Genomic DNA, 26,965 nt, shown 5'->3' on the forward strand with positions numbered 1-26,965 from the left:
GGGGTGGCCACGGCGAAGGGCGCCCACCGTCGGTGGACGCCCTTGCCGTACCGCTGGGTTCAGCGCTTGGTCGCGGCCTTCTTGGCCGGCGCCTTCTTGGCCGGCGCCTTCTTGGCCGGCGCCTTCTTCGCCGCCGCGCTCTTGCTCGCCGTCGCGGCGGTCTTCTTCGCCGCCGTGGACTTGGTCGCCGCGGTGGTCTTCTTCGCCGGGGCGGCCTTGGTGGTCGCGGTCTTCTTCGCCGCGGTGGTCTTGGTCGCCTTCGCCGCGGGGGCCTTCTTGGCCGCCGCGGTCGCCTTGGCCCCGGTCGCCTTCGCGCCCGCCGCCTTGGCCCCGGTGGCCTTGGCCCCGGTGGCCTTGGCCCCGGTCGCCTTGGCTCCGGTGGCCTTCGCCCCGGTGGCCTTGGCACCCGTCGTCTTGGCCGCCGCGGTGGTCTTGGCGGCGGCCGTGGTCTTGGCGGCGGCCGCCGTGGTCTTCTTCGCCGCCGCCGTGGCCTTCGGCACCTTGCCGCTGGCCACCATCTCCTTGAACCCGGCGCCGGGCCGGAAGGTCGGGACGGATGTCTTCTTGACCTTCACCGCCTCGCCGGTCCGCGGGTTGCGCGCTGTTCGGGCGCCCCGGACGCGCTTTTCGAACGCTCCGAATCCGGTGATCGCCACCTTCTCGCCCTTGGTGACCGCCGCCTGGACCTCAGCGAGGACCGCGTCGAGCGCGGCCGTCGCCGTCTTCCGGTCCCCCAGGCGAACGGCGAGCGCCTCGATGAGCTCGGCCTTGTTCACGACTTCCTCCCGATTGTGCAACTGACTCGACGCGAGCCATTCTGCGCGCACGGTATGCCCTGTGCTGCCGGGACACAAACATTCGGTCGAAAAAAGCCCTTGTGTCGCAACGGATTCGCCCCCACCGGTGAGACCGGCGGGGGCGGAAACCGCTGTGGGATCGGGCGTACGGCTATGCGACCGAGGGCAGGAACGGCGGCCGGGTGGCCTCGAAGGCGCTGATCTCCGACTCGTGGCGGAGGGTGAGTCCAATGTCGTCCAAGCCCTCCAGCAGCCGCCAACGGCTGAAGTCGTCCATCGGGAACGACCAGGTGGCCTCGCTGACTCGCACCTCGCGGGCGGTCAGGTCCACGGTGACCGGGGTGGTCGGGTCGGCCTCCACCAGGTCCCAGATCTGCTCGATCGCCTTCAATTCCAGCTCGACCGGGAGCAGACCCTCCTTGAGGGCGTTGCCCCGGAAGATGTCACCGAAACGGGGGGCGATCACGGCACGGAAGCCCCAGTCGCGCAGCGCCCAGACGGCGTGCTCCCGGGAGGAGCCGGTGCCGAACTCCGGACCGGCCACAAGAATCGACGCGCCGGAATGGACGGGATCGTTGAGCACGAATTCCGGGTCCTCACGCCAGGCGCTGAACAAGCCGTCCGCGAAACCGGTCCGGGTCACCCGCTTGAGGTACACGGCGGGGATGATCTGATCGGTGTCCACATTGGAGCGCCGCAGCGGCACGGCGGTGCCCGTGTGGGTGGTGAACCTCTCCATCTGGGTGCCCTTCTACAGGTCGGCGGGAGCGGCCAGCCGGCCCGCCACGGCGGTGGCGGCGGCGACCGGCGGGGAGACCAGGTGGGTGCGTCCGCCCCGGCCCTGGCGGCCCTCGAAGTTGCGGTTGGAGGTGGAGGCGGAGCGCTGGCCCGGCGAGAGCGTGTCCGGGTTCATCCCCAGACACATGGAGCAGCCGGCGAAGCGCCACTCGGCGCCGGCGTCGCTGAAGACCTTGTCCAGCCCCTCCGCCTCGGCCGCCTCGCGGACGGCGGCGGAACCGGGCACGACCAGCATCCGCACCCCGTCGGCGACCCGGTGCCCGCGCAGCACGTCGGCGGCGGCCCGGAGGTCCTCCAGCCGGCCGTTGGTGCAGGAGCCGACGAAGACCACGTCGACCGCGAGGTCCCGCAGTGGGGTGCCGGGACGCAGGTCCATGTACTCCAGCGCGCGCCGGGCGGCGGTCCGCTCGGCCTCGGTGACGAACTCCTCGGGCGTGGGCACCACCGCGCCCAGCGGCGCGCCCTGGCCCGGGTTGGTGCCCCAGGTCACGAACGGGGTGACCGCGCCGGCGTCCAGGGTCACCTCGGCGTCGAAGGTCGCGCCCTCGTCCGTGGGCAGGGTCCGCCACCAGGCGACCGCCGCGTCCCAGTCGGCGCCCTTGGGGGCGTTGGGCCGTCCCTTCAGGTACGCGAAGGTGGTCTCGTCCGGCGCGATCATGCCGGCCTTGGCGCCCCACTCGATGGACATGTTGGCGATCGTCATCCGCCCCTCCATGGACAGCGACCGGATCGCCTCGCCGCGGTACTCGACGATGTGCCCACGGCCGCCGCCCGTGCCCACCTGGGCGATCAGCGCGAGCACCAGGTCCTTGGCGGTGACCCCGGGGGCCAGCCGCCCCGTCACGTTCACCGCCATCGTCTTCGGCCGGCTCTGCGGCAGCGTCTGGGTGGCCAGCACGTGTTCGACCTCACTCGTGCCGATGCCGAACGCGAGCGCGCCGAACGCGCCGTGGGTGGCGGTGTGCGAATCCCCGCAGACGATGGTCATGCCGGGCTGGGTGACGCCGAGCTGCGGGCCGATGACGTGCACGATGCCCTGGTTCTCGTCGCCCAGCGGGTGCAGCCGCACACCGAACTCGGCGCAGTTGCGGCGCAGCGTCTCGATCTGCGTACGCGAGGTGGGGTCGGCGATGGTGAGCAGGTCGCCGCGCCGCTGCTGGAACGACGGGTCGGCGTACCCCGTCGGGGTGTTGTGGTCCTCCGTCGCGAGCGTGAGGTCGGTGCGGCGCACCCGGCGCCCCTCGAGGCGCAGCCCGTCGAAGGCCTGCGGGCTCGTCACCTCGTGCAGCAGGTGCAGGTCGATGAAGAGCAGATCGGGCTCGCCCTCGGCGGACCGCACGACGTGCGCGTCCCAGACCTTCTCGGCCAGGGTCCTCGGCTCGGTAGTAGTGACTCCCACCATCTGGACATCCTAAATTCTGGGAGGTAAGTTTCGGCTTGTGGGACACAGTATGAGCGGTGTCGGCGTTCTCGACAAGGCGGTGGTCATCCTGGCCGCCTGCGTCGACGGCGCCAGCCTGGCCGAACTCGTTGAACGCACCAAGCTGCCCCGGGCCACCGCGCACCGGCTGGCGCAGGCGCTGGAGATCCACCGGATGCTGGTCCGGGACACCCAGGGTCGCTGGCGTCCCGGCCCGCGCCTGGGTGAGCTCGCCAACGCCGCGCCGGACGTGCTCCTGACGGCGGCGGAGCCGCTGCTGGCGGCGCTACGGGACGCGACGGGCGAAAGCGCCCAGCTCTACCTGCGCCGCGCCGACGAGCGCATCTGCGTGGCCGCCGCCGAGCGGGCCAGCGGCCTGCGGGACACCGTGCCGGTCGGCTCGGTGCTGCCGATGACGGCGGGCTCCGCGGCGCAGATCCTGCTCGCCTGGGAGCCGCCGGAGGCGGTGATGCCGCTACTGCCCCGGTCGAAGTTCACCGGCCGCACCCTGGCCGAGGTACGCCGCCGGGGCTGGGCGCAGAGCGTCGCCGAGCGGGAGGCCGGTGTGGCGAGCGTCTCGGCGCCGATCCGCGACCGCACCGGTCGGGTCATCGCCGCGATCAGCATCTCCGGCCCGATCGAGCGCCTCGGACGCCGCCCCGGCGAACGCCACGCGATGGCCGTGGTCCGAGCCGGCCAACGCCTCTCCGGCCTCTGACCCACCACCTGCCCGCCTGCCTACTGCCGACGCCATCCCGGCCCGACCTGGCCCCGGCCCGACCCCGCCGGACCCTGACCGCCCGCCCGGATGCACCGGCACCCTGGCTGTCCAGGCCGGTGCGCAACCGCCGGATGATCAAGAAGTTTGCGTCCAGATTCGGCGCCGGACCAGACGCAAACTTCTTGATCGCCCGATTCGGAGCGCCACGGCGCCAGGGGCGACCGCCGGCCGGGGCAGCCCCGGACAGCCCCGGCCCGACCCCAGCAGCCCGTCCCGGACGACTCGCGTCGGTGATCATGAAGTTGGCGGCAGGGTTGGAGATCATCTTCGCCGCCAACCCCATGATCACCGCTCGAAAGGGTGGGGTGGGTGGGAGGGCGGGATGCGGAACGGCCCGTCCCACCGGGGTGGGACGGGCCGTTCGAGATGTAGCCCCGACCGGATTCGAACCGGCGCTACCGCCTTGAGAGGGCGGCGTCCTGGGCCGCTAGACGACGGGGCCAAGACTTCACTGCTTCCACCGCCCTTCCGAGCGGTGCGGCTGTAGTCTAGCGGCGTCCCCTCGGGGGACGGAAATCGGGGCGACCGACGCCGGGTCGACGGAGGCACCCACAGGTCAACACACCGAGCAGTCGAGCAGCCGGGTCGAGCCAGCCAGCGGCAACCAGGTCTCGCCCGCCCAGCGGCCAGCACCACTAAGCCCGCCCAGTGGGCCGCATCACCAGGCCTGCTCAGGGGGCAGCATCACCAGGCCTGCCCAATTGGGCAGCACCACTGGAGCACCAGCACCAGCACCGGCTGGGGCCGCCCACCAGCCAGCCAGTCGAGCCACCAAGCGGCCAGCACCGCAGAGAAGCCAGTCAGCGGCGGCACCACGGCGGCACCCAGCGGCGGGACCACAGGGTCGGCCAGCGGCCGGCAGGGCGGCGCGACCGCCTGCCAGTGGGGTGCCCGCCGGGCCGACGGCGCGACGCGGGACATGCGAAACGGCCCGCCCCACCGGAGTGGAACGGGCCGTTCGAGATGTAGCCCCGACCGGATTCGAACCGGCGCTACCGCCTTGAGAGGGCGGCGTCCTGGGCCGCTAGACGACGGGGCCAGAACTACTTGCGGCACCGCTCCGCGGAGCGGTGCCGCTGGACTCTATCAGAGATAACCCCGATCCCCTGCCGGGAACCGGAGTCGTCTCCTACGAGATCCAGCGCCCGAAGCTCTTCCGAACCTCGGCTGCGCTGGGGTACCAGGACTCGAACCTAGACTAACTGAACCAGAATCAGTCGGGCTGCCAATTACCCCATACCCCATTGGCCCCTTGCGGTGCCGGGATCAAACTTTACCCTCCCGGTGCCAGCAGGCCAAATCGAGTCCCCCAAACCGCCCCTGAACTGCGGAAACGGGGCCTCGACGCGGATCAGGCGACGGGTACCACCGGGTTGGTCAGGTCCCCGATCCCCTCGATCCGCACGGTGACCGTATCCCCGTCCAGGAGCGGGCTAACCCCGGCCGGCGTGCCGGTGAGCACCACGTCGCCGGGGAGCAGCGTCATCACGTGCGAGACGTACGACACCAGGGCCGGCACGTCGAAGACCATGTCGCGGGTCCGGCCGAGCTGGCGGACCTCCATCTCCTCGGGATTGCGACCCACCTCACAGCGGATCTCCAGGTCGCGGACGTCGAGCCCGGTGGTGATCCACGGCCCGATCGGGCAGAACGAGTCGAAGCCCTTGGCGCGGGTCCACTGGCCGTCGGAACGCTGGAGGTCCCGGGCGGTGACGTCGTTGGCGCAGGTGTAGCCGAAGATGGCCCGCTCCGCGGCGGCCCGGTCGGCCCGGCGGGCGCCGGGCGCGCCGATGACCACGGCCAGCTCGGCCTCGTGCTCGACCTGCTTGGAGAAGATCGGCAGCCGGATCGCGTCCCGGGGCCCGATCACGGAGGTGGACGGTTTGAGGAAGAGCAGCGGCTCCTTCGGCACCTCGCTGCCGTGCTCGGCGGCGTGCTCGGCGTAGTTGCGGCCGACGCAGACGACCTTGCTGGGCAGGATCGGCGAGAGCAGGCGGACGTCGGACAGTGCCCAACGGGCACCGCTGAAGGTGATCTGCCCGAACGGGTGGCCCTCGATCTCGGCGACGGTCAGGCCCTGCGGGCCCGCCTCCGACTCGCCCTCGACGACCCCGAACGACATTCCCTTGGCATGAGCAAAACGAGCGATACGCACCAGGCCAATCTAGCCCCGGCGACCCGCGACCCGGCCGAGGCCGCGGGGAGGCGCACCGGCACGGCCGGCGGCACACCCGCAGACCAGGGAGCGCGCACCCTACGCCACCGCCCGCTCGCGGGGGCGGAGTTCGCGACTTCGTACCCGCCCGGCGTCGTCGCGCCCCTAGCGTCGGCTCCGGAGGTTCGTTCGTATGCCTGCATCGACACGACACCACAGGGCCCTCGCAGTGTTCGTACACTGCCTCGGCATTCTCGCCGCCGTGCCGGCACTGCCCACGGCGGCCCCACCCGCGGCGGCCGCGCCGCCACCACCGGTGGTCGCGCCGACCCCGGAGCCGGCGATGCCGTCGGCGCCGCCGGCGGTGCCCACCCCGACCCGGGCCGCCCCGCCGGTGGCGAAGCCGCCGGTCACGGTCGCGGTGCTGCCGGAGCGCTCGCCGGCGCCGCGCTACCGGATCCAGGTCCGCAACAGCGGCGGTACGCCGGTCGACACCACGGTCCGGCAGGAGCTGCCGCCCGGGGCCTCGGCGACCGCCATCACCGACGGGGGCCGGGCCACCCGGGGCGCCGGGCAGTCGGCCACCGAGGTGACCTGGCAGCTGAAGCTGCCCGCCCGCAGCACCACCACCCTGGGCACGGCGCTCAGCACCGCCGCCCCGGCCCGACCGATGACCGCGCCGGCCTGCGCCTTCGCCCGTGACGGCAGCCGGCCGTACGACTGCGCGACCGCGACCTGGAGCGCGGGCGTGCCGGCCGCCGCGCCCGAGCGTTCCGAGGCGCCGCCGTGGCGCCGGACGCCGGTGCTGCTGGCCGGGCTCGCCACGGTGGCGGTGCTCGCGGTGGGCGGGGCCTGGACCTGGCGCCGGCGCCACCGGCCGGTCGCCGCGGCCCTCTCCGGCGAGGGGCCGGGGACGGTCTACCCGCGCCCGGCCGCGCCGCGACCGGAACAGGTCCGCCGCAAGCCGTCCGTCTGGTTGATCGTCCCGGTGGCCGCCGCCGTGCTCGCCGGCACGGTGGGGACGGCAGCCTGGACGGCCACCCGGGAGGTCGCCGCCGTCGACACCGGCAGCCAGCCGACCAGCGGCGCGTGGGTGGGTCAGGGGGTCAACGGGGCCGTCGGCGAGCCGCTGCGCGAGTCGGCGTTCGAGTTCACCGTGTACCGCGTCGCGTGCGAGCCCGGCGCGGCGGCCCGGCAGTGCGAGGCCACGGTCGGGGTGCGCAACCTCACCCCGGAGCAGCAGAGCTGGCACGGCCGGCTGCAACGCGCGTACCTGCCCGACGGCAACTTCGTCAGCACCGACGAGCAGGCGACGCGGACGGCCAACCAGGGCCGGGACGTCTTCGCCCAGCCGATGGCGGCCGGCAGCCGGACGGTGCTGCCGCTGGTCTTCACCGTCGACGGGCAGGCGCCGCCGGAGCAGTTGGAGCTGCGCAGCGGGGTGTTCTCCGCCGGGGTCCGGGTGGACGTGCCCTGACGGGGCGCCGGGCGGCGGTCGTACCCTGGGGTCCGTGACCGCCGCCCTCGCCCCGACCGTCGTGCTCGACGCGGCGCGCTGGCAGGCCCGGTGCCGGGCGCACGAGGAGCGGGTCGACGCCTGGCTCACCCCGCACCTGGCGCGCCGCCGCCGGGGCGGGAAGCACCCGGTGGAGGACTTCCTCTTCACCTACTACTCGCACCGCCCTGCCCAGTTGCGCCGCTGGCACCCCGGCGCCGGCGTGGTGCTGCGCGACGCGGACCCGGCCGGGTTCGGCCGGGACTACCGCGCCACCGCCGCCGGGGTCACCGTCGACACCGAGGCGGTACGCGCGCGGCGCGCGGAGTCGATCGGGTGGATCCGGGCGCTGCTGGCGGCGACCGCCGACCGGCCCGCGCACCTCGGCTGCTTCGGGATGCACGAGTGGGCCATGGTCTACCGGCAGACCCAGGAGGAGGTACGCCACAACGCCTGGCCGCTGCGGCTCAGCCCGGAGCGGACCGCCGCCCTGGTGGAGGAGCGCGGCGTGCGGTGCAGCCACTTCGACGCGTACCGGTTCTTCACCGCGCCGGCCCGGCCGTTGAACCTGCTCACCCCGACGCGCGAGACGCAGCACGCGCACGAACAGCCGGGCTGTCTGCACGCCAACATGGACCTCTACAAGTGGGCCTACAAGCTGTCCCCGCTGGTGCCGAGCGAGCTGGTCGCGGACGCGTTCGAGCTGGCGCGGGAGATCCGCACGCTGGACATGCGCGCCTCGCCGTACGACCTGAGCGCCCTCGGCTACGCACCCGTGCGGGTGGAGACCGTCGAGGGCCGGCACGAGTACGTGGGGGCGCAGCGGTCGTTCGCGGAGCGGGCCGCCCCGCTGCGGGCGCGCCTGGTCGCCGAGTGCGACCGGCTGCTGTCGACGACCGTCGACGGGTGAGGGGGCCGACCCGCCCCGGGTCAGTCGCCGTCGACGCGGCGGTCGCGCTTGCGCTGTGACCGGCGCTTCTTCTCGGCCAGTCGGCGTTCCTTCGCGCCGCGCGACGGGCGGGTGGGGCGGCGGGGCGGGGGCGGCGGGGCGGCGGCCTCGCGCAGCAGCGCGGCCAGCCGTTCCCGGGCGGCCTCCCGGTTGGCCAGTTGCGCCCGGTGCTCGCTGGCGGTGACGGTCAGCACGCCGTCGACCAGCCGGCCGGCGAGCCGCTCCAGCGCCCGCGCCCGCAGCGGCTCGGGTACGCCGGGCGAGGCGGCCAGGTCGTAGCTCAGCTCGACCCGCGAGTCGGTGGTGTTGACGCCCTGCCCACCGGGCCCAGACGACCGGGAGAAGCGTTCCCGCAGCTCGGCGGCGGGCACGGTCCACCGGTCGTTCACCCGCAGTCCGTCGTCCACCCCCCGAGGCTAGCGCCCCGCCCGGACGCTCGGGGTCGCGGCCGGGCTCGGGGTCTGCGCGGGTGGGGCGGGCTCACCGTCGGAGCCGGCGGCGGCGTACGCGACCGCCCCCATCAGCAGCAGGGCGATCACCCCGATCTTCGTGGTGGCCACCTTGATCAGCAGCCACGCGGCGCGCCGGGCGCCGGGCACGGTCTTCCTGACGGTCTGGTAGTCGGCCCACCCGCGTCGTGCCCGGGCGTACGCCGACCCCACACCGGTACCGATCAACAGGCCCACCAGCAGGAGGACCACGATTTCAGGACGCTCCACCCACGCCAGTATCCATACTCAGCGTGATATTTCTATTGGCCGATCATTTCGCGCCGGGTATCCGACAGTTTTCACATTCCCGAGCGGCTCATCGGGGCAAGATCGCAGCTCAGCCGCCCTTTCCGATGATCGTGTCGGCGGTCTGCTGCACCTGTTCGATGGGGATGGCGAAGCCGATGCCGATCGAGCCGTTGCCGTCGATCGTGGCGATGGCCGTGTTCACCCCGACCACCTCGCCGCGCGCGTTCACCAGCGGGCCGCCCGAGTTGCCCGGGTTGATCGAGGCGTCGGTCTGCACTGCGGTGTGCCGGTTGTCGCCGAGGCGTACCTGCCGGTCCAGGGCGCTGACGATGCCGGCGGTGACGGTGCCGGGCAGCCCGAGCGGCGAGCCGACCGCCAACACCGGCTCCCCCACCCGGGTGGATCCCGGCTTGGCCAGCGGCAACGCCGCCAGGCCGGCCGACGGTGGCACCCGGAGCACGGCGAGGTCGCTGCGGGGCTCCCGCCCGACCACCTCGGCGGCGAACCGCCGCCCGTCGGGCAGTTCCACCGTCACCGAGCCGCCGCGCCCCTTGGCCAGGATGTGGTCGTTGGTGATGATGTGCTGCTGGTCGTCGACGGCGAAGCCGGAGCCGGTGGCCGAGGCGCCGCCGGCCCCGCCCACCAGCACCGAGACGACCCCCGGCACGGTCTTGCCGGCGGCGGTCACCAGCTCCGCCGGGACCGGGGCCGCCGAGGCCGCCGCCGGGCCCGCAGCGTCGTCGCGGCCGGCCACGATGCCGCCGGCCACCGCGCCGGAGGCGGTCGACAGGGCCACCACCGCCAGCGCCGCCAGCACCCGCCCGCGCGGGCGCCACTGGCCCGGGCCACCGTCCGGTCCGGGCCCGGCCCACCGGGCCCGCCCGTCCGGATCCAGCTCCGGGGAGATGAACCAGGGGCCGCGCGGTTCGCCCAGCCCGGTCTGCACTGCCATGCGTACGCTCCTCACGTGTCCTTCTCGACGGTGGCCGGACAGGTTCAGGGCAGCCGGGCGAACCAGCGCATCGAGCCGGCCGCGGCGCCCATGGCGAACATCAGCCCGAGCCCGATGAAGCGGGCCGAGACGTCCTGCCGTTCGGTGCGGTAGCCGACCGAGGTGCCGATGTCCTCGTAGACGGCGCGCAGCTCGTCGCTGGTGCTGGCCTCGTGGAACACGCCGCCGGTCTCCTCGGCGACCGCGCGCAGGGTCTGCCCGTCGACGGGCACCTGGATCGGCCGGCCGCCCCGGTCCACGGTGCCGCCCGGGGTGCCGAAGGAGATGGTGTGCACCGGCACCTTCATGTCGATCGCCTCGGACGCCGCCTCCATCGGGTCGATGCCGGAGGTGTTCGCCCCGTCGGAGAGCAGGATGATCCGGGCCGGCGGCGGATCCTTCGCCGCCTGGCTGTCGAAGCCCTTCACCGCGCCGAGGGAGGTGCTGATGGCCTCGCCGATGGCGGTGCCCTGCACGCCGGTGGCCCCCTCGACCAGCCGCTCGATGCCCTCGTGCAGCGCCTCCCGGTCGGTGCTCGGTGGCACCAGCACCGCCGCGCTGCCGGCGAAGGCGACCAGCCCGACGTTGAACTCGTCCGGCAGGCCGTCGACGAAGCGCCGGGCGGACTCCTTGGCGGCGCTGAGCCGGTCCGGTTCCACGTCGCCGGCGAGCATCGAGGTGGAGACGTCGACGGCGACCATCACCGTGGCCCGTTCGCGGGGCACCCGGACCTCCGCCGTGGGCCGGGCGAAGCCCACCACCAGCAGCGCCAGCATGGCCAGGAAGAGCCCGGCCGGCACGTGCCGCCGCCAGGCCGGGCGGTGCGGCGCGACCCGGTCGAGCAGCCGCAGGTTGGTGAAGCGGACGGCGTACCGGCTGCGTCGGCGCTGCATCAGCAGGTAGCCGACGGCCAGGGCGAGCACCCCGAGCAGGAGCCAGAGCCGGACGGGCGACTGCCAGATCACGCCGCACCTCCCCGGGCCGCCCGCGCCGGGGCGGCGGCGAGGCGCCGCTGGGCGTGCACGTGCCGCACGATGTCGGCGCCCCAGTCCCGGTCGGTGCGCAGCGGCAGGTGCGTGGCCCCGCTGCGGCGCAGCGCCTGGCGTACCTGCTCGCGCTGGGCGGTCGCGGCGGCGGCGTAGCGCTCGCGCAGCGCGCGGTCGCCGGTCCAGACCTCGCGCCGCCGCCCGGTCTCCGGGTCGACGAGGGTGACCAGGCCGACGTCGGGCAGTTCCAGCTCCCGGGGGTCGGTGACCTCCACGGCGAGCACCTGGTGCCGCGCGGCGAGGCGGCGCAGGGGCGCCTCCCAGGACGGCGCCTGCCGTTCCTCGTCGGGCAGCCCGTCGAGGAAGTCCGAGACCACCACGACGAGGCCGCGGCGCAGCGCCACCCGGTGCACGGCGGCCAGGCCGTCGGCCAGGTCGGGGCCCGCCGGCGCCGGCTCGTCCCCGTCGTGGCCGCCGACGCGCGGGGCGGCCAGCAGGGCCCGGAGAAGCCCGAACAGGTGGGTACGCCCGCTGCGGGGCGGGAACCGGCGCAGCCCGTCCGGGCCGAGCACCTGCGCGCCGAGGCGGTTGCCCACGCCGCCGGTGAGGAAGCCGACCGCCGCGACGGCCGCCACGGCCAGCTCCCGCTTGTCCAGCTCGGCGGTGCCGTACTCCATGCTGGGGCTCGCGTCGACCAGCAGCCAGGTGGTCAGCTCCCGGTCGGCGTCGACCTCGCGCACGTGCGGGACCGTGGTGCGGGCGGTCACCGCCCAGTCCATCCGGCGTACCTCGTCCTCACCGGGCCGGTACTCCCGGCTGCCGGCGGTCTCGCTGCCGGGCCCGGGCAGCAGGCCGCGGTACCGGCCGTGCAGCAGCCCGTCGAGGCGGCGCGTGACGGTCAGCTCCAGCCGGCGCAGGCGACGGTCCGCGGTGAGGTCGGCCAGTCCCGGCTCGGCCGGCAAGGGGGCCGGCGCGGTGGCCCCGCGCCACCTCATGCCGCCGCCAGATCGGCCGCGTGTTCCGGGTGGGCGGTGGCGACGCGGGGCGGCGGCACGGCCTCCACCAGCCGCCGGACCACCGCTTCGGCGGCCACCCCGTCGGCGACGGCGTCGAAGGAGAGCACCAGCCGGTGGGCGAGCACGTCGACGGCGAGTTCGCGGACGTCCTCGGGCAGCACGTACCCGCGGCCGCGCAGCAACGCCTGGGCCCGCGCGGCGCGCACCAGGCCGAGGGTGGCCCGGGGGCTGGCCCCGTACGCGAGCAGCGGGGCGATCTCGGGCAGGCCGAACCGGCCGGGGTCGCGGGTGGCGAAGATCAGCCGGACCACGTACTCGGCGATCGCGTGGTGCACGAAGACGTGGGCGGCGCGGGCCTGGAGGTCCCGCAGTCGCTGCGGGTCGAGCACCCGCCGGGCGACGGGCCGGTCGGCGCTCATCCGGTAGAGGATGGCGAGTTCGTCGGCGTCGCTCGGGTAGTCGACGACGACCTTCATCATGAACCGGTCGCGCTGCGCCTCCGGCAGCTGGTAGACCCCCTCCGACTCGATGGGGTTCTGGGTGGCCAGCACCAGGAACGGCTCGGGCACCGGATAGCTGCGCCCGCCGATGGAGACCTGCCGCTCGGCCATCGCCTCCAGCAGGGCGGACTGCACCTTCGCCGGGGCCCGGTTGATCTCGTCGGCGAGCACCAGGTTCGCCATGATCGGGCCCAGCTCGATGTCGAAGTCCTCGCGCGACGCGCGGTAGATCCTGGTGCCGACGATGTCGGAGGGGACCAGGTCCGGGGTGAACTGGATCCGGGAGAAGGTGCCGCCCACCACGGTGGCCAGGGTCTGCGCGGCGAGCGTCTTGGCCACCCCGGGCACGCCCTCCAGGAGGCAGTGCCCGTCCGCGATGAGGGCGGTGAGCAGGCGCTCGACGAGCCGATCCTGCCCGACGATCACGCGTTTGACCTCGAAGAGCGTCTGTTCCAGGTCGGCCGGTGTCGCATCGGGATCGGCCGGGCTGGGCACGCTGGCCAGGGTGTCCGAGATGTCCGTCACGGTGCTTGCTTCCCGTGCCGGCGGTCGGACAAACGTCGGATTATCGGCGCCGGGGCGGCCCTAAGGGGCCCGAACCGGGACGAGCTTCCTGGTCCGGCAGGGACGGCGCGGCGGTGCCGGCCCCCACACGAGATGGGGGCCGGCGCCGTCAGCGGGTGCTCAGTTGGCGATGACGAGGTGGAACGGCCGATCGGCCGCGTTCCCCGACGAGCTGCGGGTCTGGATGAAGACCGCGTTCGGCGTCTGGAGCCGTGGCGCGACGGAGACCTCGCCACCCGGGGGCACGTTGTACGGGTCGGTGGTGCCGATGGTGGCCACGAACGTCTTCAGCGAGACGTTGTAGTTGAACACCACGTGGTACTCCCCGGGGCCGTACCGGGTGGCGGAGACCACCTCGGGCGAGCCGCGGAGCAGGGTGCCGTTGCTGGTGACGACGGCGGAGGCGACCGTGCCCGGCGCGCTCGCCTGCGCGGACGGGCCCTGCGCCAGCGCGGCCTTGGCCTTGCGGGCCTCGGCGGGGGTCACCGCCGGCTGACTGCCGGAGCCGGGCTGGCGGGCGGCCGGCTGGGCGACCTCGGCGGGCGCCTGCGCCGCCGGCTGGGCGACGGCGATCCCGCCCCCGGCCAGGGTGAGCGCCAGCGCGGCGAACGCCACCGCCACCGCCTTGCGTCGGAAGAGTGTGGTCATGACAGGTCTCCCTTTTGTTGACCGTGCGGATTCGACCGGCCCCACTGATCGCGGGGACGGTTGATTTCCATTTTTCGGGCCGGAGAAATAGCGACAACCGCCTGGAGCCCACACCTTCAGGCCGCACCTAGATGTTGCCGCTTCAACGATTTTTCACCGGCTCTGAGCAGCCAATACTACTCAGAGTTTCGACGTCTCAACCCACTGGAAGGTAGCACCGCAAAATGCCGGGCGTCAATAGTCGATCACGCCCCGTCAATCGCTCCATCTGATGTCGCCGAATTGTGAGAAGCGAGGGCTGGAACATTCACGAATGCGCGACGCGAAAGCGTCCGGGCCGCCGCGTGGGCGCGCGTCCGGGCCCGCCGGGCGGGCGCGGAGACGCTACCCTCCAGCCGTGATCATCGAGACCGCGCGGCCGCCGGCGGGCCGCCGGGCGGCGCGGCTGCGCACCGCGCTCTGCTGGGCCGCCGTCGCACCCGGCGTCGCCTGGGCGGCGGTACGACTGGGCGGACTCGACCGGGGGCCGCTGGTGCAGCTGCTCGCCTTCACCCCGTACGCCGCCGCCGGGAGCCTGCTGCCGCTGGTGCTCGCGCTCGCCCTGCGGCGCCGCGCGCCCGCGGTGGTCGCGGCGCTGGTCGCGGCGGTCCTGGTGGCCGTGGTGGCGCCCCGGGCGCTGCCGTCCGGCCAGCCCTCCGTCACCGGGCCCACGGTGCGGGTGCTGACCGCCAACCTGCTCGCCGGGGCCGGCGACGCGCGGGCGCTGGTCGACCTGGTCCGGCAGCACCGGGTCGACGTGCTCGCCGTGCAGGAGTTCACCCCGGACGCCGAGGCGGAGCTGGACCGGCTCGGCCTGCCCGGACTGCTTCCGCACCGGCAGCTCCACCCGCAGATCGGCACCGTCGGCTCCGGCCTCTACGCGCGGTTCCCGATCAGCGACGGCGGCGTCCGGCACAATCGCGGCGGCTGGGGCTTCGACCAGGCCTACGGCACGGTGGCGGTCCCCGGGGCGCCGGCGGTCCGGGTCGAGTCGGCGCACCCGTCGGCCCCGTACGCGGTGGACCAGGTCGGCCACTGGCGCACCGACCTGGCGGCGCAGCCGCCCGCCACCCCGGACGGGCCGCTGCGGGTCCTCGCCGGCGACTTCAACGCCACCCTCGACCACGCCCCGCTGCGCGCCCTGCTGGACACCGGCTACGTCGACGCGGCCGACCAGGCCGGCGCGGGCCTGGTCGGCACCTGGGGCCCGTACGACGAGGACCCGATCCCGCCGGTGACCATCGACCACGTGCTGGTCGACCGGCGGATCGCGGTGCGGGCGGTCAGCGTGCACCGCGTGCGGGGCAGCGACCACCGCGCCGTCCTGGCCGAGCTGCGCCTCCCGGCGCGGTGACGCCCGGGCCGTCCCGCAGCCGCCGGTGGCGCGGGTGGCCCGGGCGGCTCAGACCCGGGCGCGGTCGAGGCCGTAGGTGAGCGCGTCGACGAGGGCGTGCCAGGACGCCTCGACGACGTTGGGGTGCACGCCGACCGTGGTCCAGTCACGGTTGCTGCCGTCGACCGTCTCCAGCAGCACCCGGGTCACCGCGCCGGTGCCGTGGGTGCCCTCGAGGATCCGCACCTTGTAGTCGGCCAGCTCGAAGTCGCGCAGCTCCGGGTAGTGCCGGGCCAGCCCGACCCGCAGCGCCTCGTCCAGGGCGTTGACCGGACCGTTGCCCTCGGCGGTGGCGATGACCCGCTCCCCGCGTACGCGGATCTTGACGGTCGCCTCGGAGACCACCGCGCCGTCCTCCCGGTGCTCGACCAGCACCCGGTACGACTCCAGCGCGAACGGCCTGGCGGGGGCGGTGTCCAGCTCCGAGCGGACCAACAGCTCGAACGACGCGTCGGCGGCCTCGAACGACCAGCCGCCGGCCTCCAGCTCCTTGACCCGCCGGGTGACCCGCGACAGCGCCTCCGGATGGCCGGCCAGGTCCAGGCCGAGTTCACGGCTCTTGAGCTCGACGCTGGCCCGGCCGGCCATCTCGGTGACGAGGATCCGCATGTCGTTGCCCACCACCTGGGGGTCCACGTGGTTGTAGAGCAGCGGATCCACCTTGATCGCGCTCGCGTGCAGCCCCGCCTTGTGGGCGAAGGCCGCGGCCCCGACGTACGCCTGGTGGGTGTCGGGGGCGATGTTGGCGATCTCGGCGATGGCGTGGGCGACCCGCACCATCTGCCCCAGGCAGCCCTCCGGTAGGACGGGCAGCCCGAGCTTGAGTTGGAGGTTGGCGACCACGGCGAAGATGTCGGCGTTGCCGGGGCGCTCGCCGTAGCCGTTGGCGGTGCCCTGGAAGTGGCGCACCCCCGCCTCCACGGCGGCGACGGTGTTGGCCACCGCGCAGGCCGTGTCGTTCTGGCAGTGGATGCCGAGCAGCTCCGGGCCGACCCCGAGCCGCGCGGTCAGGTCGGCGATGGCGGCGGTCACCTGGGACGGCAGCATCCCGCCGTTGGTGTCGCAGAGCACCACCCGCTCGGCGCCGGCGGCGAGGGCGGTCTCCACGACGGCGGCCGTGTACGCCGGGTCGGACCGGTAGCCGTCGAAGAAGTGCTCCCCGTCGACGAAGACCCGGCGTCCCTCGGCCACCAGGTGCGCCACCGTGTCGCGGACCATCGCCAGGTTCTCGGCCGCGGTGGTGCGCAGCGCCCGCTCGACGTGCCGCAGGTCCGCCTTGGCGACCAGGGCGATCGCCGGCGTCTGCGCGTCGAGCAGGCCGCGGACCTGCGGATCCTCGCCGACGGCCACCCCGGCCCGCCGGGTGGCCCCGAACGCGACCAGCAGCGCGTGCTTCAGGTCGAGCTCGGTGCGCGCCCGCCGGAAGAACTCGGTGTCCTTCGGCACGGCGCCCGGCCAGCCCCCCTCGATGAAGCCGACCCCGAACTCGTCGAGCAGGCGGGCCACCGCGAGCTTGTCGACCACCGAGTAGCTGAGCCCCTCGCGCTGGGCGCCGTCGCGCAGCGTGGTGTCGTACACCTGGAACGTCATCAGGGAGTCCTTTCGGGGAGCAACAAAAAGACCCCCCGCGGATGCGGGAGGTCTGCGCGCTCGGCGGAGGGGAGGCCGGCGCGCTAGGGGCGAATAATCAGGTCGGTGCTGGTCACGATCGCCACTCTGCCACCTGGAACCCGGTTTTGGGAGGCGCAATCCACATGGCGGGACGGTGACGGAGGGTCCCGGTACCGCACGGATGGCCGGTTCACCGGCACAACCCGCCGCTCGTGATCGACTTCACAAGTCACCCGGCCGCCACGCGGCGGAAACGGGGCTGCGGAAGTATCTGGAACCGATCCAGTTACCGGCCCTCGTGCCGCTGTCAAGGAGGACCTGTGCTCACTGTCGGTGACCGCTTCCCCGAGTACGAACTCACCGCCTGCGTGTCGCTGGACGCCGACAAGGCGTTCGAGTCGATCAACCACAAGTCCCACCAGGGGAAGTGGCGCGTCGTCTTCTTCTGGCCGAAGGACTTCACCTTCGTCTGCCCGACCGAGATCGCGGAGTTCGGCCGGCTGAACGAGGAGTTCGCCGACCGGGACGCCCAGGTCCTCGGCGTGTCGGTGGACAACGAGTTCGTCCACTACGCGTGGCGCAAGGACCACCCGGACCTGCGCGAGCTGCCGTTCCCGATGCTCAGCGACGTCAAGCGTGAGCTGACCGCCGCCTGCGGCGTGCTCGGCGAGGACGGCGTGGCCCAGCGGGCGACCTTCATCGTCGACCCGGACAACGAGATCCAGTTCGTCATGGTGACCGCCGGCTCGGTCGGCCGGAACGTCTCCGAGGTGCTGCGGGTGCTCGACGCCCTCCAGACCGACGAGCTCTGCCCGTGCAACTGGAACAAGGGCGGCGAGACCCTGGACGCCACCAAGCTCCTCGCCGGCGCCGGGGCCTGACCATGGGTCTGGACGCGGTCAAGGCGGCCCTGCCGGAGTACGCCAAGGACATCAAGCTCAACCTCGGCTCCACCATCGGCACCAGCACGCTGAAGCCGGAGCAGGCGTGGGGCACCGCCCTGGCCTGCGCCGTCGCGGCGCGCAACCCGGTGGTGCTGCGTGAGATCGCCGCCGAGGCGGCCACCCACCTCGGGCCGGAGGCGGTCGAGGCGGCCAAGGGCGCCGCCGCGATCATGGCGATGAACAACGTCTACTACCGGGCCAAGCACCTGATCGGCGACGAGCAGTACCAGTCGATCCCGGCGCGGCTGCGGATGCAGATCATCGCCAAGCCGGGCGTGGACAAGGCCGACTTCGAGCTCTGGTGCCTGGCGGTCTCGGCGATCACCGGCTGCGGGGTGTGCCTGGAGTCGCACGAGAAGACCCTGCGCAACGCGGGCTTCAGCCGCGAGCAGGTGCACGAGGGGCTGCGCATCGCCGCCGTCGTGCACGCCGCCGCGGTGACCCTGGACGCCCAGGCCGCGCTCGCCTGACGGGTACGACACGGGGGGCCGGTGCCGCGGTGCGGCGCCGGCCCCCCGTCGTCTCCGGCACCGGCCCCCGCCGTTTCCGGTGGCGACGGCCCGGGTAGCTCCTCGGAGGAGACGAGAGACACCCGGACCGGCGAGACGACTGGCGACAGTCGGGGCAGGAGTTGTCAGATGGACAGGCTCGACCCGCACAGCACCCACGGCAGCCCGGATCCGCTGCGCGGCGGCGGCCAGGGCGAGTTCGCCGGTGGCGCCCCGGCCGGCACGTTCGACCCGTGGCGTTACCGCGACACCGCGAGGGTCGCCGACGCCGACCTGGTCGGCTACAAGGTCGAGGCCACCGACGGCGGCATCGGCAGGATCGACAGCGCCAGCCACGAGGTCAACGACAGCTATCTCGTGGTGGACACCGGCCCGTGGATCTTCGGCCGGAAGGTCATGGTCCCGGCCGGCACCGTCAACCACGTCGACCACGACGAGCGCAAGGTGTACGTCGACCGGAGCAAGGACCAGATCAAGGCCGCCCCGGAGTACGACGAGACCGCCGACACCGACCCCACCTACCGGGACCGCCTCGGCGGCTACTACGGCGAGACGTACTCGGCCATCCCGCCCGGCACCGCCCGCTAGCCGGCACCGGCGCGCGACGGCCTCCCGCGAATCGCGGGAGGCCGTTACCGTGTCAGCGTGGACTCCATCGAGGTCGGTCGCAGGATCCCCTTCTCCGCGATGTTCAACTTCCGCGACGTGGGCGGCCACGCCGGCCACGACGGCCGCACGGTGCGCCCGGGGCGGCTCTACCGCTCCGACTCGCTGCACCGCCTCGACGACACCGACCGGGAGGCGTTCGCCGCCCTCGGCGTCCGCACGGTCATCGACCTGCGCCGCCCGTACGAGGTGGAGCGCGACGGCCGCGTCCCCCACTTCGACGGCCTGACCTGGCGCAACATCCACCCGGAGCACGCGGAGTGGGGCGAGCGCCCCTACCGTCCCGGCACCGACCTGGCCCGCTACCTGGCCGACCGGTACGCCGACCTCGCCGGGACCGGCGGCGCCGGGCTCGCCGAGGCGGTCGGGCTGATCGCCGACTCCGCCAACGCCCCGGTGGTCGTGCACTGCGTCGCCGGCAAGGACCGCACGGGCATCGTCTGCGGGCTCACCCTCGCGGTGCTCGGCGTCGCCGACGACGACATCGCCGCCGACTACGCCCTGAGCACCGAGGCCGGCGAGCGCTACCGCGCCTGGTTCGAGGCCACCGGCCGGCAGGCCGGGCACACCCTGCCGGTGCTGACCTGCCCCGCCGAGGCCATGACGCTCTTCCTCGCCGAGCTGCGGGAGGCCCACGGCTCGGTCGAGGGCTACCTGCGCCACACCGGCGTCACCGACGCCCAACTCGCCGCGCTGCGCGACCACCTGCTGACCTGACCCCGCCCTCCTCCCGCGACGGCGCCGCCCCCGCACCGGGGCGGCGCGGGGGCGGGGCGGTGCGAAAGGGGCGGATCAGAGGATGCGGCGGACCCAGCCGTGCGGGTCGTCGACCTTTCCGCGCTGGAGGTCGACGAGCTGCTGGCGCAGGGCCGTCGTGACCCGGCCGGGCTCGCCGCCGCCCACCAGGAACTCGCCGTCGGGGAAGCGCACCCGCCCGATCGGGGTGACGACGGCGGCGGTGCCGCAGGCGAACACCTCGCGGAGCCGGCCGCTCGCGGCGTCCGCCTGCCAGTCGGCGAAGCTCACCGGCCGCTCCTCGATCCGGTGCCCGGCGTCGGCGGCCAGGGTGAGCACCGACTCCCGGGTGATGCCGGGCAGGATCGTGCCGGTCAGCGGCGGGGTGACCACGGTGTCGTCGTCGTAGACGAAGAACACGTTCATGCCGCCCAGCTCGTCGACGAAGCGACGCTCCACCGCGTCCAGGAAGACCACCTGGTCGCAGCCGTGCTCGATCGCCTCGGCCTGCGCCACCAGCGAGGCGGCGTAGTTGCCGCCGCACTTCGCCGCGCCGGTGCCGCCCGGGGCGGCCCGGGTGTAGTCCGGGGAGACCCAGACCGTCACCGGCTTCACCCCGCCGGAGAAGTACGCGCCGACCGGCGAGGCGATCACCACGTAGAGGTACTCGTTGGCGGGCCGGACGCCGAGGAACACCTCGCTGGCGAACATGAACGGCCGCAGGTAGAGGCTGCCGTCCTCGCCCTCGGGGATCCAGTCCTGGTCGGTGGCCACGAGCTGACGCAGCGAGTCGACGAACGCCTCCTCGGGCAGCGGCGGCATCGCCATGCGCCGGGCGGAGGCGGCGAACCGGGCGGCGTTGGCCTCCGGGCGGAACATGGTGACCCCGCCGTCGGCCGTCCGGTAGGCCTTCAGCCCCTCGAAGATCTCCTGCGCGTAGTGCAGCACCGCGGCGGCCGGGTCCATCGGGATCGGCGCCCGCGCCTCGACCCGGGCGTCGTACCAGCCCTTGCCGTCGGCGTAGCGGATGGTGACCATGTGGTCGGTGAAGACCCGGCCGAAACCCGGGTTGGCCAGCAGGGCGGCCCGGTCGGCGACGGATACCGGCGCGGGATTCGGACGGATCTCGAAGTCGAGCTTGTCACCACCGCTCATCGCGTTGACCTCCCTGCGGGACTACGGCACACGGGTCCGCATGCCGAGAAATCTGGTGCGAGAAACTTACCCCGAACGGTCGTTCAGCGGGTAGCGCCGCCCGGGCGTACCGGCAGCACCGGACGGGTGTACGCCGCCGGGCCGGGTGCGGCCGGGCGGCGTGGTCGGAACTCGGGACGGGGTGGGCCGGCGGCCTCAGGAGGTGGCGTACCCGGCCAGCCGGTCGCCGACCTCCTCGGTGCGCAGTGCCGCGCCCGGGGCCCGCCCGGCCAGCTCCACGCCCACCGCCGCGGTGACCCGGGCGGCGGCGTCGGCGTGCCCGAGCTGGTCGAGCAGCAGGGCCGCCGAGAGTACGGCCGCCACCGGGTCGGCCACGCCGCGCCCGGCGATGTCCGGCGCCGAGCCGTGTACCGGCTCGAACATCGAGGGGTACGCCCCCTCGGGGTTGATGCTGCCGCTGGCGGCCAGCCCGATCCCGCCGGTGACGGCGGCGGCGATGTCGGTGAGGATGTCGCCGAACAGGTTGTCGGTGACCACCACGTCGTAGCGCTGCGGCTGGGTGACCAGGAACATCGCGGCGGCGTCGACGTGCTGGTACTCCGTGGCCACGTCGGGGTGCTCGGCCGCCACGGCCTCGAACGCGCGCGCCCACAACGAACCGGCGTGGGTGAGCACGTTGGTCTTGTGCACGAGGGTGACCTTGCGCCGCTCCCGGCGCGCGGCGCGGGCGAAGGCGTCGCGGATCACCCGCTCCACGCCGTGCCGCGTGTTCAGGCTCTCCTCGGTGGCGACCTCCGCCGGGGTGCCCCGGTGCAGCGCGCCACCGGCGCCGGCGTAGAGGCCCTCGGTGCCCTCGCGGACGACCACCAGGTCGACCTCGCCGGGCTTGACGCTCGCCAGCGGCCCGGCCACGCCGGGCCAGAGCCGCGACGGGCGCAGGTTGACGTACTGGTCGAAGGCGAAGCGCAGCTTCAGCAGCAGGCCCCGCTCCAGCACGCCCGGCGGCACGGTCGGGTCGCCGACGGCGCCGAGCAGGATCGCGTCGTGCCCGGCCAGCTCGGTCAGCACCGAGTCCGGCAGCACCTCGCCGGTGCGGTGCCAGCGGGCGGCGCCGAGGTCGTACTCGGTGGCGTCCACCCCCGGCAGCACGGCGTCGATGACCTTGCGGGCCTGCGCGACCACCTCGGGTCCGATCCCGTCCCCGGCCACCACCGCGATCCGTGCCACGTCCCTGTGCTCCCTCGCCTCGCCGTTTCGTCCGACCGTACGCCGCCGTCCCGCCTCCCGGTACGATCCTTCCAGAATGCGGGAAAGGAGGATGCACAGGATCCTCCCAGGTGGCATTCATGGTGGGGTCATCTCCGCTGCCTAGCGTGATGACGAGCGGGTCAACGGGGGCCCGTGACGGAGGCCGCGAGGGCGCGGCCGGCGTCAGCGAGGGAGCAGCGTCATGCGGATCGACCAGCAGCCACGGACCCGATGGGTGGACCAGTCGGCCTTCCAGCCGCGCCGGCCGGACCTGCGGCTGGGCGCCCGCAGTCACCGCGTGGACCGGCCCGGCACGGTCGGCGAGGACCGGATCGCCGTCCAGCACACCGTGCGGACCTCCACGGCGGAATACTCGCTGCTGCTCAACGCCCCCGAGTGGCTGGGCCGTCGCGGTGTCGGGGAGGCGCTGCGGGACGCGGTGGCGGAGCTGCGCGCCATCGACCTCACCTACGGCCCGACCCGGCCGGAGAGCCTGGTCTCCCGGCTGCGCCGGGGTGAGATCAGCCCCGACTCGTACCCGCCGCTGGCCGACCTGGTGGACCGCTGCGCGGCGATGCGGGCGGCCACCGACGGCTGGTTCGACGCCTGGGCGGTGCCCGGCGGCTTCGACCCCGGCGGCCTGCTCGGCGGGTGGGCGGTGGAGCGCGCCGCCGCCCGGCTGCGCGCCGCCGGCGTCCACGACTACGCCGTGCTCACCGGCGCCGACCTGGTCGTCCGCGGGCACGCGGCGCACGGCGGCCCGTGGCGGGTGGCGGTGCACCACCCGACGGACCAGCACCGGGCGCCGCTCGTGCTGGAGATGACCGCGGGCGCGGTCGGCACCTCGGGGGTGAGCGGCCGGCAGGGGCACGTGGTGGACCCGCACACCGGGGAGCCCGCCGACCAGCTGGTCGCCGCGACGGTGGTCGGGCCGGACCTCGCCGTCGCCGACGCCTACGCCACCGCGCTCTACGCCGCCGGGCCGGCCGGGCTGGACTGGTTCCGCGACGGGTCGGACTACCGCGCGCTCTTCGCCCACCGCCGCTGAGCCGGCCCCGCGTCGCCTCAGGCAGCGGGCCGGACGCGCGATCGGCCCCCACGGTCTCGGCAACGACCGTGAGGGCCGGTCAGCGACGAGTGCGCGTGGCTCGCGCAATCGAGGGGTGCGGGCCGGACGGCCGGACGTCGACCTCGCCACCCGAAGACGGGCCCACGCCGCGAGCTCGGCCAGTGACCGCACCGGTACGCTAGCGAATCGACGCAACTCAACGCAAGGGTCTCCACAGCGGACCGTCGCGACAGGAGCGTGCCGATCCGGCGGCGGGCCGATTTCGACGCGGTGAACGGCGGATGGCACGCTGTCCGCCGTGAGTTTCGATCTGAGCGTGTGGGCCCTGGCGGACGGGGCGACACCCGAGGACGTGCGGGCGGCGGTGCTGCGGTGCCGGCAGGGACAGCACGTCGACCGGTACCCGGACCCGCGGGTGGTGGCGTTCTACCGCGCCATCACCGGCAGCTACCCGGACCGGCCGGCCGGCCCCGGCACCCCGTGGGCGGTGGCGCCGCTGCACGCGGCCAGCGACCACGTCGAACTGAACCTGCACCCGACCTGCGAGGACCAGGTGCTGCTCGACATCGAACGGCTGGCCGGCGCGTACGACCTGATGCTCTTCGACGCGCAGGACGGCTCGGTCTACCCGCCGCCGGCCCGACTGCCCGGCTGACCACTCCCCGAGCACGACGAGGGGCCCGGCGGATCCGCCGGGCCCCTCGTGTCGCGCGTTCAGGTCACTCGTCGCGCAGGTCCGCCGCGCTGGCCGCGACCGCGCCGATCGAGTCCGCGGCCGAGGTGAGCAGGTCGGCGCCGAGCGCCTGGTCGACCGTGAGGGTCATCAGGGTCTCGCCGCCGGCCTCGCGGCGGGCCACCTGCATCGCCGCGATGTTGACGCCGGCCTCGCCGAGCAGCGTGCCGACCGTGCCGACCACGCCCGGGCGGTCGACGTAGCGCAGGAAGACCAGGATGCCCTCCGCGCCGATCTCCACGTCGAAGCCGTCGACCTCGGTGAGCTTGATGACGTCGCGGCCGCCGGCGGTGGTCACCGTGCCGGAGACGCTGACCGTGCGGCCGTCGGGCAGCGCGCCGCGGACGGTGACCAGGCTGGGGTGGTCGACCGCGTCGGTCTGGGCGACCAGCGTGACCTCGACGCCGCGCTCGGCGGCCAGGTGCGGCGCGTTGACGTAGGTGACCTGCTCCTCGACCACCGAGCTGAACAGCCCCTTGGTGGCGGCGAGCTTCAGCACCGACACGTCGTGGTTGACGATTTCGCCGCGCACCTCGACGGTGACGCTGGCGGCGACCCCGCCCGCGACGGCGGTGAAGGCCCGGCCGAGCTTCTCAGCCAGCGGCAGCAGCGGCCGCACGTCCTCGGCGACCACGCCGCCGGCCTGCACGTTCACGGCGTCCGGCACGAACTCGCCCTGCAACGCCAGCTTCACGCTCTTGGCCACGGCCAGGCCGGCCTTGTCCTGCGCCTCGCCCGTGGAGGCGCCCAGGTGCGGGGTGGCGACCACGTTGTCGAAGGCGAACAGCGGCGAGGAGGTGCAGGGCTCCTTGGCGTAGACGTCCACGCCCGCGCCGGCGACCCGGCCCTCGGCGATCGCGTCGGCCAGGGCCTGCTCGTCGACGAGCCCGCCCCGGGCGGCGTTGACGATCCGGACGCCGGGCTTGACGACGGCCAGCTCCTTCTCGCCGATCAGGCCGACGGTCTCCGGGGTCTTCGGCAGGTGGATCGAGATGAAGTCGCTCTCCCGCAGCAGCTCCTCCAGCCCCACCAGGCGGACGCCGAGCTGGGCCGCGCGGGCCGGCTGGATGTAGGGGTCGTACGCGATCAGCCGGGTGCCGAAGGCGGCGATCCGCTGGGCGAAGAGCACGCCGATGCGGCCGAGGCCGACCACGCCGACGGTCTTGCCCTGGATCTCGACGCCGGTGTACTTCGACCGCTTCCACTCCCCCGCCTTCAGCGCGGCGCTGGCGCTGGCGGTGTTGCGGGCCACGGCGAGCAGCAGCGCGAGGGCCTGCTCGGCGGCGGAGACGATGTTCGAGGTGGGGGCGTTGACGACCATGACGCCCCGCGCGGTGGCGGCCGGCACCTCGACGTTGTCCAGACCCACGCCCGCCCGGGCGACGACCTTCAGCCGGGGCGCGGCGGAGATCGCCTCGGCGTCGATCTGGGTGGCGCTGCGCACGATGACGGCGTCGGCCTCGGAGAGCGCCGAGAGCAGGGCCGGACGGTCGGTGCCGTCGACGTGCCGGACGTCGAAGTCGTGGGCGAGCACCTCGATGGCGGCGGGGGCGAGTTCTTCGGCGATCAGTACGACAGGAGTCATTGGTCCTCGTAGTTGTCGTCAGAGCGGTGGGCCGGGCTGCGGGACGCCGCGCTGCGCCCTGCGCTGATCCGGGCCATGGCCGTCAGGTGCCGGCTACGCACCTACCCCGCGATCGTAGGGGCCCGGCCGGCCGGCATGTCCCGGACTACGGGGTGAGTGCCCTCACAACGGGTGACGGCCCGCCGGTGAACGGCGCGTGACGGGCGCGTGGGGTCGCCCCGGCGTGGCGGGTGTGCCGGTCGGCCCCGGCCGGCTCGGCCGGGGGCCGTCGCGCGGCGAGCCGGTGCGGACACGGCCTGCGCGAGCGGCGGGGTGGCGCGGACAGGGAGCGGCCCGGTCCGGGCGCCGGGGAGAGCGCCCGGGCCGGGCCGCCGGGGGTGTGACTCAGGCGGTCTCGGTGATCGGGCGGTCGACCCAGCTCATCATGCCGCGCAGCTTGCTGCCGGTCTCCTCGATCGGGTGCGCCGCGCCCTCGGCCTGCCACTTGCTGAAGTTGGGCCGGCCGGCCTCGTCCTCGGCCACCCACTCCCGGGCGAACTCGCCGGACTGGACCTCACTGAGGATCTTGCGCATCTCCTCCTTGACCCGGGCGTCGATGACGCGCGGGCCGCGGGAGAGGTCGCCGTACTCGGCCGTGTCGGAGATGCTGTAGCGCATCTTCGCGATGCCGCCCTCGTACATGAGGTCGACGATCAGCTTCAGCTCGTGCAGGCACTCGAAGTAGGCCACCTCGGGGGCGTAGCCCGCCTCGGTGAGCACCTCGAAGCCGGTCTGCACGAGCGCCGCCGCGCCGCCGCAGAGCACCGCCTGCTCGCCGAAGAGGTCGGTCTCGGTCTCCTCGGTGAAGGTGGTCCGGATGACGCCGGCCCGGGTGCCGCCGATGCCCTTGGCGTACGACAGGGCCAGCGCGAGGGCGCTGCCGCTGGCGTCCTGCTCGACGGCGACCAGGCAGGGCACGCCCTTGCCGTCGGCGTACTGGCGGCGCACCAGGTGACCCGGGCCCTTCGGCGCGACCATCGCCACGTCCACGTCGGCCGGGGGCTTGATCAGGCCGTAGCGGATGTTGAAGCCGTGGCCGAAGAAGAGCGCCTTGCCCGGGGCCAGGTTCGGCGCGATCGACTCGGCGTAGATGCTGCGCTGGGCGGTGTCCGGCGCGAGGATCATGATGACGTCGGCCTCGGCCGCCGCCTCGGCCGGCGTGAGGACGCGCAGGCCCTGCTCCTCGGCCTTGGCCCGGCTCTTGGAGGCCTCCGGCAGACCGATCACCACGTCGACTCCGGAGTCGCGCAGCGACAGCGCGTGGGCGTGGCCCTGGCTGCCGTACCCGATCACCGCGACCTTCCGGCCCTGGATCAGGCCCAGGTCGGCATCGTCGTCGTAGTACACCTCAACGCTCATGATTTCCCTTTCGTACGGCGGCCCGGGCGGCCCGTCGTGG

Annotated in this window: 27 protein-coding genes and 3 tRNA genes; 10 read left to right on the forward strand and 20 right to left on the reverse strand. The window is 73.9% G+C overall.

The features are described 5' to 3' along the window. Positions 1 to 59: 59 nt before the first annotated feature. The 3 genes from ACLQ22_RS08480 to leuC form a co-directional block, all read right to left on the reverse strand. Positions 60 to 776 (reverse strand): HU family DNA-binding protein, encoded by a 717-nt coding sequence (locus ACLQ22_RS08480; protein ID WP_425691737.1) that lies wholly within the window; start codon positions 774 to 776, stop codon positions 60 to 62. Positions 777 to 948: 172 nt separating this feature from the next. Beyond that, positions 949 to 1,536 (reverse strand): 3-isopropylmalate dehydratase small subunit, encoded by a 588-nt coding sequence (gene leuD / locus ACLQ22_RS08485; protein ID WP_425691738.1) that lies wholly within the window; start codon positions 1,534 to 1,536, stop codon positions 949 to 951. Between the two features lie 12 nt (positions 1,537 to 1,548). After that, positions 1,549 to 2,997: a 3-isopropylmalate dehydratase large subunit gene (gene leuC / locus ACLQ22_RS08490; RefSeq protein WP_425691739.1), complete on the reverse strand. Its 1,449-nt coding sequence runs from the start codon at positions 2,995 to 2,997 to the stop codon at positions 1,549 to 1,551. Between the two features lie 49 nt (positions 2,998 to 3,046). Here leuC and ACLQ22_RS08495 point away from each other — a divergent pair, with 49 nt between their 5' ends. Then, complete coding sequence (locus tag ACLQ22_RS08495; RefSeq protein WP_013284529.1) at positions 3,047 to 3,733, forward strand: IclR family transcriptional regulator; 687 nt, start codon at positions 3,047 to 3,049, stop codon at positions 3,731 to 3,733. Positions 3,734 to 4,165: 432 nt separating this feature from the next. Here ACLQ22_RS08495 and ACLQ22_RS08500 read toward each other — a convergent pair. The 5 genes from ACLQ22_RS08500 to ACLQ22_RS08520 form a co-directional block, all read right to left on the reverse strand. Continuing rightward, positions 4,166 to 4,238: transfer RNA gene (locus ACLQ22_RS08500), tRNA-Glu, on the reverse strand. 242 nt (positions 4,239 to 4,480) lie between these two features. Beyond that, positions 4,481 to 4,717: a hypothetical protein gene (locus ACLQ22_RS08505; RefSeq protein WP_425691740.1), complete on the reverse strand. Its 237-nt coding sequence runs from the start codon at positions 4,715 to 4,717 to the stop codon at positions 4,481 to 4,483. A 45-nt stretch (positions 4,718 to 4,762) separates the two neighbouring features. Continuing rightward, positions 4,763 to 4,835: transfer RNA gene (locus tag ACLQ22_RS08510), tRNA-Glu, on the reverse strand. Between the two features lie 133 nt (positions 4,836 to 4,968). After that, a tRNA-Gln gene (locus ACLQ22_RS08515) sits at positions 4,969 to 5,040 on the reverse strand. Between the two features lie 107 nt (positions 5,041 to 5,147). Beyond that, the gene (locus ACLQ22_RS08520; protein ID WP_425691741.1) at positions 5,148 to 5,951 is read right to left on the reverse strand and encodes a fumarylacetoacetate hydrolase family protein; all 804 of its coding nucleotides are present in this window, start codon (positions 5,949 to 5,951) and stop codon (positions 5,148 to 5,150) included. 193 nt (positions 5,952 to 6,144) lie between these two features. Here ACLQ22_RS08520 and ACLQ22_RS08525 point away from each other — a divergent pair, with 193 nt between their 5' ends. Both ACLQ22_RS08525 and ACLQ22_RS08530 read left to right on the forward strand, forming a co-directional pair. Further along, the gene (locus tag ACLQ22_RS08525) at positions 6,145 to 7,428 is read left to right on the forward strand and encodes a hypothetical protein (RefSeq protein WP_425691742.1); all 1,284 of its coding nucleotides are present in this window, start codon (positions 6,145 to 6,147) and stop codon (positions 7,426 to 7,428) included. Positions 7,429 to 7,462: 34 nt separating this feature from the next. Continuing rightward, positions 7,463 to 8,356, forward strand: a complete 894-nt coding sequence (locus ACLQ22_RS08530; RefSeq protein WP_425691743.1) for a 3-methyladenine DNA glycosylase — start codon at positions 7,463 to 7,465, stop codon at positions 8,354 to 8,356. Between the two features lie 20 nt (positions 8,357 to 8,376). On the opposite strand, the gene arfB is transcribed toward ACLQ22_RS08530, so the two are convergent. The 7 genes from arfB to ACLQ22_RS08565 all read right to left on the reverse strand — a co-directional run bounded on the left by arfB (position 8,377) and on the right by ACLQ22_RS08565 (position 13,840). Then, positions 8,377 to 8,802: an alternative ribosome rescue aminoacyl-tRNA hydrolase ArfB gene (arfB, locus tag ACLQ22_RS08535; RefSeq protein WP_121396149.1), complete on the reverse strand. Its 426-nt coding sequence runs from the start codon at positions 8,800 to 8,802 to the stop codon at positions 8,377 to 8,379. Positions 8,803 to 8,811: 9 nt separating this feature from the next. Further along, complete coding sequence (locus tag ACLQ22_RS08540; protein WP_425691744.1) at positions 8,812 to 9,114, reverse strand: hypothetical protein; 303 nt, start codon at positions 9,112 to 9,114, stop codon at positions 8,812 to 8,814. Positions 9,115 to 9,223: 109 nt separating this feature from the next. Next, positions 9,224 to 10,087, reverse strand: a complete 864-nt coding sequence (locus ACLQ22_RS08545) for a S1C family serine protease (RefSeq protein WP_425691745.1) — start codon at positions 10,085 to 10,087, stop codon at positions 9,224 to 9,226. A gap of 44 nt (positions 10,088 to 10,131) precedes the next feature. Then, complete coding sequence (locus ACLQ22_RS08550; RefSeq protein ID WP_425691746.1) at positions 10,132 to 11,091, reverse strand: VWA domain-containing protein; 960 nt, start codon at positions 11,089 to 11,091, stop codon at positions 10,132 to 10,134. Further along, positions 11,088 to 12,074, reverse strand: coding sequence for a DUF58 domain-containing protein (locus ACLQ22_RS08555; RefSeq protein WP_425691803.1), 987 nt, complete (start codon positions 12,072 to 12,074; stop codon positions 11,088 to 11,090). Before ACLQ22_RS08555 ends, ACLQ22_RS08550 begins: the two co-directional genes overlap by 4 nt. A 29-nt stretch (positions 12,075 to 12,103) precedes the next feature. After that, on the reverse strand, positions 12,104 to 13,153 hold the full coding sequence (locus ACLQ22_RS08560) for an AAA family ATPase (protein WP_425691747.1): 1,050 nt from the start codon (positions 13,151 to 13,153) through the stop codon (positions 12,104 to 12,106). A 159-nt stretch (positions 13,154 to 13,312) separates the two neighbouring features. After that, the gene (locus ACLQ22_RS08565; protein WP_425691748.1) at positions 13,313 to 13,840 is read right to left on the reverse strand and encodes a hypothetical protein; all 528 of its coding nucleotides are present in this window, start codon (positions 13,838 to 13,840) and stop codon (positions 13,313 to 13,315) included. Between the two features lie 403 nt (positions 13,841 to 14,243). On the opposite strand from ACLQ22_RS08565, the gene ACLQ22_RS08570 reads away from it, so the two are divergent. Beyond that, positions 14,244 to 15,233 (forward strand): endonuclease/exonuclease/phosphatase family protein, encoded by a 990-nt coding sequence (locus ACLQ22_RS08570; RefSeq protein WP_425691804.1) that lies wholly within the window; start codon positions 14,244 to 14,246, stop codon positions 15,231 to 15,233. A 48-nt stretch (positions 15,234 to 15,281) separates the two neighbouring features. Here the strand turns inward: ACLQ22_RS08570 and cimA are convergent, their stop codons facing one another. Further along, entirely contained in the window at positions 15,282 to 16,862 is a 1,581-nt protein-coding gene (gene cimA, locus ACLQ22_RS08575) for a citramalate synthase (RefSeq protein WP_425691749.1), read from the reverse strand. A 341-nt stretch (positions 16,863 to 17,203) separates the two neighbouring features. On the opposite strand from cimA, the gene ACLQ22_RS08580 reads away from it, so the two are divergent. From ACLQ22_RS08580 to ACLQ22_RS08595, 4 genes are all read left to right on the forward strand, one after another. Continuing rightward, positions 17,204 to 17,764, forward strand: a complete 561-nt coding sequence (locus tag ACLQ22_RS08580) for a peroxiredoxin (protein ID WP_121396157.1) — start codon at positions 17,204 to 17,206, stop codon at positions 17,762 to 17,764. Between the two features lie 2 nt (positions 17,765 to 17,766). Beyond that, the gene (locus tag ACLQ22_RS08585; RefSeq protein WP_121396158.1) at positions 17,767 to 18,297 is read left to right on the forward strand and encodes a carboxymuconolactone decarboxylase family protein; all 531 of its coding nucleotides are present in this window, start codon (positions 17,767 to 17,769) and stop codon (positions 18,295 to 18,297) included. A gap of 168 nt (positions 18,298 to 18,465) precedes the next feature. Beyond that, a complete protein-coding gene (locus tag ACLQ22_RS08590; RefSeq protein ID WP_425691750.1) occupies positions 18,466 to 18,924 on the forward strand; it encodes a PRC-barrel domain containing protein in 459 nt (152 codons plus the stop codon). Between the two features lie 30 nt (positions 18,925 to 18,954). Continuing rightward, on the forward strand, positions 18,955 to 19,719 hold the full coding sequence (locus ACLQ22_RS08595) for a tyrosine-protein phosphatase (RefSeq protein WP_425691805.1): 765 nt from the start codon (positions 18,955 to 18,957) through the stop codon (positions 19,717 to 19,719). Between the two features lie 75 nt (positions 19,720 to 19,794). Here the strand turns inward: ACLQ22_RS08595 and ACLQ22_RS08600 are convergent, their stop codons facing one another. Both ACLQ22_RS08600 and ACLQ22_RS08605 read right to left on the reverse strand, forming a co-directional pair. Beyond that, positions 19,795 to 20,892, reverse strand: coding sequence for a branched-chain amino acid aminotransferase (locus tag ACLQ22_RS08600; RefSeq protein WP_425691751.1), 1,098 nt, complete (start codon positions 20,890 to 20,892; stop codon positions 19,795 to 19,797). 195 nt (positions 20,893 to 21,087) lie between these two features. Next, complete coding sequence (locus tag ACLQ22_RS08605) at positions 21,088 to 22,119, reverse strand: 3-isopropylmalate dehydrogenase (protein ID WP_425691752.1); 1,032 nt, start codon at positions 22,117 to 22,119, stop codon at positions 21,088 to 21,090. A gap of 223 nt (positions 22,120 to 22,342) precedes the next feature. On the opposite strand from ACLQ22_RS08605, the gene ACLQ22_RS08610 reads away from it, so the two are divergent. Both ACLQ22_RS08610 and ACLQ22_RS08615 read left to right on the forward strand, forming a co-directional pair. Beyond that, positions 22,343 to 23,188: an FAD:protein FMN transferase gene (locus ACLQ22_RS08610; RefSeq protein WP_425691753.1), complete on the forward strand. Its 846-nt coding sequence runs from the start codon at positions 22,343 to 22,345 to the stop codon at positions 23,186 to 23,188. A 319-nt stretch (positions 23,189 to 23,507) separates the two neighbouring features. Then, complete coding sequence (locus ACLQ22_RS08615; RefSeq protein WP_121396167.1) at positions 23,508 to 23,864, forward strand: hypothetical protein; 357 nt, start codon at positions 23,508 to 23,510, stop codon at positions 23,862 to 23,864. 64 nt (positions 23,865 to 23,928) lie between these two features. Here ACLQ22_RS08615 and serA read toward each other — a convergent pair whose 3' ends face one another. Continuing rightward, positions 23,929 to 25,527: a phosphoglycerate dehydrogenase gene (gene serA / locus ACLQ22_RS08620; protein WP_366638273.1), complete on the reverse strand. Its 1,599-nt coding sequence runs from the start codon at positions 25,525 to 25,527 to the stop codon at positions 23,929 to 23,931. 384 nt (positions 25,528 to 25,911) lie between these two features. Further along, positions 25,912 to 26,925 (reverse strand): ketol-acid reductoisomerase, encoded by a 1,014-nt coding sequence (ilvC, locus tag ACLQ22_RS08625; protein WP_366638271.1) that lies wholly within the window; start codon positions 26,923 to 26,925, stop codon positions 25,912 to 25,914. Between the last annotated feature and the right edge of the window lie 40 nt (positions 26,926 to 26,965).

Source organism: Micromonospora sp. DT178, from assembly GCF_049841695.1.
GTDB lineage: Bacteria > Actinomycetota > Actinomycetes > Mycobacteriales > Micromonosporaceae > Micromonospora.